Annotated in this window: 4 protein-coding genes and 2 pseudogenes; all 6 read left to right on the forward strand. The window is 49.9% G+C overall.

Going from position 1 to position 5898, the window contains the following annotated elements:
- Positions 1-223 (forward strand): annotated as a pseudogene (locus LI015_RS27630) (hypothetical protein); the annotation flags it as partial.
- 58 nt (positions 224-281) lie between these two features.
- Complete coding sequence (locus LI015_RS27635) at positions 282-731, forward strand: hypothetical protein (protein ID WP_002566822.1); 450 nt, start codon at positions 282-284, stop codon at positions 729-731.
- The gene (locus tag LI015_RS27640; protein ID WP_002566821.1) at positions 728-1291 is read left to right on the forward strand and encodes a Gp15 family bacteriophage protein; all 564 of its coding nucleotides are present in this window, start codon (positions 728-730) and stop codon (positions 1289-1291) included. The genes LI015_RS27635 and LI015_RS27640 overlap by 4 nt, the downstream gene beginning before the upstream one ends.
- 48 nt (positions 1292-1339) lie before the next feature.
- On the forward strand, positions 1340-5173 hold the full coding sequence (locus LI015_RS27645; RefSeq protein ID WP_227126753.1) for a hypothetical protein: 3834 nt from the start codon (positions 1340-1342) through the stop codon (positions 5171-5173).
- Position 5174: 1 nt separating this feature from the next.
- A complete protein-coding gene (locus tag LI015_RS27650) occupies positions 5175-5573 on the forward strand; it encodes a hypothetical protein (RefSeq protein WP_002566819.1) in 399 nt (132 codons plus the stop codon).
- 3 nt (positions 5574-5576) lie between these two features.
- Positions 5577-5898: pseudogene (locus tag LI015_RS27655) on the forward strand (hypothetical protein); the annotation flags it as partial.

Here is a 5898-nt window from a genome sequence, read left to right on the forward strand (position 1 = left end):
CCTGGATGACCTTAAGACCAGTGTGGTGGAAGTACATCTGTGGGAACCAGTTGAAGCAGCGGATGGCACCTATGTGGCCTATAAGGAAGATGCAATCATTGAGGTATCCAGCTATGGTGGAGATACCACTGGGTACCAGATTCCGTTTAATGTGCACCATACTGGAAACAGGGTTAAGGGTAAGTTTGTACTTGCTACAAAGACATTTACAGCAGATGCATGAAGAACGGAGCCGGCGGCGGCTGTGCCGCTGGCAGAAGTCAAAGAGGAGGTAAAACAAGATGGCAAAAAAAATGAAGAGCCTGTTGTTTGATGATGGCTATGAGAGCTTCGCGGTAAATGACGACCCGACGCGGATTATCCGGTTCAACCCGGCGGACCCGGAAATCATCAACCGTGTGCTGGATGTACAGAGACATTTTAAGGATTACAGTCCCCCAGAGGGGATTGAACTGAATCCAGATGGAACCCCTAAAAGCGATATGGAAAGGGACGGTGCATACGTGGCTGAGTTTTCCGGAGAAATGCGTAAGGCGTTCAATGGCATCTTTCTGTCGGATGTATATGACACGATATTTGCCGGTCAGTCCCCTCTCTGTATTGTTGGCCAGAAATACCTGTATGAAGGGGTGCTGGAGGGCCTGCTTGTGCTGATGAAGCCCGCTGTCGAGGAGTATGCCAGGAAGAACCGGGAAAAGTCCAGGAAGTATCTGGAGGATATAGGGAAATGATTGGCCAGCTGCCAACCAGCCTTGACGTGGGCGGGGTAAGCTATCCCATTGAAACCGATTACCGGAACATACTGGTTTTCCTGGCGGCCTGTTCCGACCCGGAGCTTTCACCTGCAGAAAAACTGGAAATCTTGATGAAGCGACTATACCGGGATGGTTTTAGCCAGATACCGCAGGAACATTTGGAGGAGGCTATCCTACAGGCCAAGTGGTTTGTGGACTGCGGCCAGGAGGATGACGATAAGAAGCCGGCCAGGAAGGTGATGGACTGGGAGCAGGACGAACCCATTTTGTTCCCTGCCATCAACAAAGTGGCCGGAATGGAGACCAGAGCAACCCAATATATACACTGGTGGACATTTTCGGGATATTTTATGGAGATTGAGGAAGGGACATTTTCCACAATTTTAGGAATCCGTCAGAAGAAGGCAAAGGGAAAGAAGCTGGAGAAGTGGGAGCAGGAGTTTTACCGGAATAACCGCAGACTCTGTGATATCAGGAAACGGTATACCGAGGAGGAGCAGGCGGAGATTGATTACTGGAATAATTTATTAGGTTAGGACGCTGTATGGGCGTCTTATTTTTATGCCTGTACAGGAGGTGATGGTATGGCAGCAGATGGAAGCCTGAAATTTGATACAAAAATTAACGTAGAAGGATTTGAAGAAGGAATATCCACATTGTCAAAAGCAATGGACAGGCTGACGGGCGCAGTAAACCGTCTATCATCTAACATCTTGAGCCGGTTCAATGGAGCAGGACAGGCGATAACAAAAACTGCCCAGAGTGCGGGAGAGGCATCGGATGCAGTTGAATCCATTGGGGAATCCGCTGACGGGTCATTGAAGGACGTGAAACGTCTGCAGGAGCAGATGGACGCCATTCGTGTCCAGGCTATGGAGGCCGCTGATACAGAACCTGTGGAAGCTGTGGCTGTATCAACAAACCCGGAATCACTTAATTACGACCCAAAGGCTATGGCTGCAGTCTTTGGAGAGGAAGCGGCTGAAATACATAATTATGCGGAGGCAGTTGAGCAGTATGGTGAACAGGGGGCCGCTGCTTTGAACAAGATGGACCTGGAAGCCCAGGAACTGAAACAGCAGATAGAGCAACTCCATGTGCAAGATATTGAAGCAGTAGAGACCACCCCAATAGAAGCGTATGCAGTTCCTAACAGTGCCGAATCAATGGGGTATGATCCTAAAGCTATGGCAGCTGTATTTGGGGAGGCGGCGGCAGAAATCCACAACTGGTCCGAGGCAGTCCAGGAATATGGTTCCCAGGCAGGCGCGGCACTTAATGGCGATGAAATCGAGCAGGAAGCCGGGGTGGCTAATGAGAAAATCGTAGAATTAAGTAAGCGCCTACAAGAATTAAAAGAACGACAGAAGGAGCTGCAATCAGAGGGTATCGGCCTGGGGCATGTGGAGTATGACAGTAATGCTGCTGAAATTGCTCAGATTAATTCGGTATTAAAAGACTATCAGAAATCACTGACAGATACCGGACGTGAAACAAGAAAGTTTTCCAAAACAACGCAATCCGCATTTTTAAAAGCTGCAAGCGCGGTTGGTAACTTTGCAAAAAGTATTGGTCGAGGTCTGGCCAATAAGGCTAAACAGGCAGTATCCAGCTTGAAAGGACTGGGGAAGTCTTCCAATAACGTCAGCAAGAGCATTCTGAAGCTGTCTAATATGTTCAAGCTCATGCTCATCCGCATGGCCATGAGGGCGGCCATACAGGGTGTGAAGGAAGGTATGCAGAACCTGGTGCAGTATTCGGACCGTGCAAACCAGTCTATGTCTGGTCTGATGACCAACATGACCTACCTTAAAAATAGTTTTGCGGCGGCGTTCGCACCCATTCTGTCCTATGTGGCTCCGGTACTTAATACTTTGATTAATCTCCTGGCAACGGCAGTGGGATATATCAACCAGTTTTTTTCTGCGCTGGGAGGCGGGAGCACATACATCCGGGCAAAAAAGGCCAATGAAGATTATGCGGCCAGTCTTAAAAAAACAGGAGGAGCTGCAAGCAAGGCCGGCAAGGATGCAAAAAAGGCACTCGCTCCATTTGATGACCTTGTACAGATACAACAGCAGGGCGCGGATGCCTCCGGAGGCGGGGGCGGCGGTGCCAGCCCCTCAGACATGTTTGAAACTGTCGGTATAGACAAGGGAATCAGCGACTTTGCCAACAAGCTGAAAGAAATGTTTGCAGCTGGGGACTGGGAAGGAATTGGAAAACTCATTGGTGAGAAAATCAATGAGGCAGTACAGAAATTTACGGAATTTATCAGTTGGGATAATGTCGGGGCGCAGATAACGGCTTTCATAACGGCGTTTACGACCATGCTCAACAGCCTGGTTGCCACGATTGACTGGTATGCAATTGGTATTATGATGGGGACGGGAATTAATACCCTGGCCAATACTTTGTACTTGCTGCTGACACAAATTGATTGGCTCATGCTGGGAAATGCCCTGTCCCAGAGTCTTATGGGGATGGTTGATACCGTAGACTGGAATCTTGTGGGAGCAACCATTGGAGCATACTTCCAGGCGCAGATATCCGGCCTTTTGGGATTTATTATTGGCACGGACTGGGGAGCCATTGGAGCTGCCCTGGCCACATGCCTAATGGGCATTACAGGAGCAATTGACTGGGGACAGTTCGGTTATCTTATGGCGGCTGGGCTTAACGGCGCATTTGCTCTGCTCCTTGAATTCGCGTCCACGTTTGACTGGACAGAATTTGGCAATAACGTGGCAACGGGTATCAGCTCATTTTTCCAGACCTTCCAGTGGGCGCAGGCAGGTGAGGCCCTAAGCACATTTGTAATTGGAATCCTTGACTTCTTGATAACCGCAGTGCAACAGACAGACTGGGCATCTTTTGTGCAGGGCATTGTTGACTGTATTGAGGCGGTGGACTGGATTGGCCTTGCAGGGAAAATTTATACGCTGTTATATTCTGCGTTGGGTGTTGCTTTTGGAGCCTTGGCTAACTTTATCGGTACTCTGATAGCAGACGGATTTGCAAAAGCAAAGGACTATTTTAACGGAAAGATAGAGGAATGTGGTGGTGATGTATGGGAGGGAATGCTAAAGGGGATTGTAGATGCTGCCAAGGGGGTAGTCTCCTGGATTAAGACCAACGTGGTGGATCCATTCATCAATGGCGTGAAGGCAGGTTTTGGAATCCACAGCCCGTCAACCGTCATGGCCGGTATGGGACAATACCTTTGGGAAGGTTTCTGTGAGGGCGTCAAGGAATTCTTTTCTGACCCAGGAGCATTCATTAAAGCCAACATCACAGACCCGTTCGTGAATGGCATCAAGAGCCTGCTGGGCATTCACAGTCCGTCAACCGTGCTGGCCAGCATCGGTTCTAATACCGTGGCCGGATTCAATCAGGGCGTTACCAATGAGCAGGCAGCTTCCCAGAGCGTGGTTCAGTCCTGGGCGTCGGGTGTGGCCAGCTGGTTCTCTAATAAGTTTGGTATCAGTACCGGAGACTCTACGGAGGCCAGGCAGTGGGCAACAAGCATCCTGTCCGGGTTTAACAATTCGGTCAGCAAGAACTATACGAAGTCCCAAACGGTCATGCAGACCTGGGCGGAGAATGTCCGGAAGTGGTTTGTGGGCGCGGATGAAGCCCAGGGAGTCAATGAACTGTCCTGGACAAAGTTTGCAGACCTTATTATCCAGGCATTCAAGGTCAAGATTGAAGGAAGTCACACGGAAACACAGGCACCAATGGAAGCCTGGGCTAAAAATGTGCGGGAGTGGTTCTGGGGAGACAGCAATCCTGAAGGGACCGGTGGCATGTATGCGGCCTTTTACAATATGGCCAGACGCATCAACGAAGGCTTCGCGAACGGAATATCTGACTTTGCGTACATGGCTAAGAACGCAATCCGCAAATGGGCTCGCGAGGCCATGGAAGCAGCGGAAGAAGAATTTGATATCAACTCTCCGTCTAGGGAGTTTTACAGCATAGCAGAGTACGTTGTGCGTGGATTTAACGATGGCATCAGTGCTATGGCATCATCATCCCGAAGCACGGTTCAGAAATGGCTGGATGGCGTCCTGGACGTGTTTGACGGTGTAAATGTGCAGCTGCCAATCGGTATTAATATCCCGAATGCAGCATCATACCTGCCCAGGATGGCCAGTGGAACCATTGTGCCACCAAGAGCTGGGGAAATGTCCTCCAGCATGAGGAATATGGCAGGTTATGGCCAGGAGGAAGCCATGGGCTACCTGATAGGCAAGATGGAAGAAATGATAAGCCGCCTGCAGGCGGAAGGGAATAAGCCAGTACAGATTGTGCTGAACCTGACCGGGAACCTGGCTGCGCTGGCCCGGATGCTGAAACCGGAACTGGACAAAGAGGCTGCGCGCAAAGGTGTAAGCCTGGTAATTGTAGGAGGCTGATATGGACAGTGTATTTTTGCTGGATGGAAAGGTGTACAACGTTGAGGTAGAGAAGGATTCTCTGGAACGCAGTTTTGCGGTGACTGATACGGAACAGTCCGGACGTACATTGGACTATGCCATGGACCGGGATATCATAGGGACTTTCTACAACTACACGATGAAGGTATACCCTAAGACGGAAGACCTGGCAGCGTATGATGCGTTCTATGATGCCGTTTCGGATCCGAATTATGCGAGTCATGAGATGACCTTCCCCTATGGTCAGGAGACATTGACCTTCCAAGCCTATATCACCCAGGGGAAGGATAAGCTTAGAATAAGGCGAGGTAAAAATATTTGGGGATTGGATGGCCTGTCCCTCAATTTCACAGCCATGGAACCACAGAGGAGGCGGTAAGGTTTGAGATGGGACGCAAGAGTGGAAACGAACGGGCAGCAGCCGTATTCAGCGGTAGATGACCTGACAAGCTATGAGCAGAATATGCCGCCCTATGCTTATTGCCTGCCCAGATACGCCAAGATGGACGGAACATATGCCAATACCCCAGATATAATCCCTGGTGGCCAGAACGGGTATATCAGTACGGCCCTAAGCAGGCAGGACGGTGTGTTTGACAAGCCACCATCCATCACGATTAACTTTGACCGGCTTAAGACCAGCAATGGTGTGTCCATGGTTTTTAACAGGGTATCCGGGGATTATGCCAGCAGGCTTAAAATCT

The organism is Enterocloster sp. 210928-DFI.2.20 (genome assembly GCF_020554465.1).
Classification (GTDB): domain Bacteria; phylum Bacillota; class Clostridia; order Lachnospirales; family Lachnospiraceae; genus Enterocloster; species Enterocloster bolteae.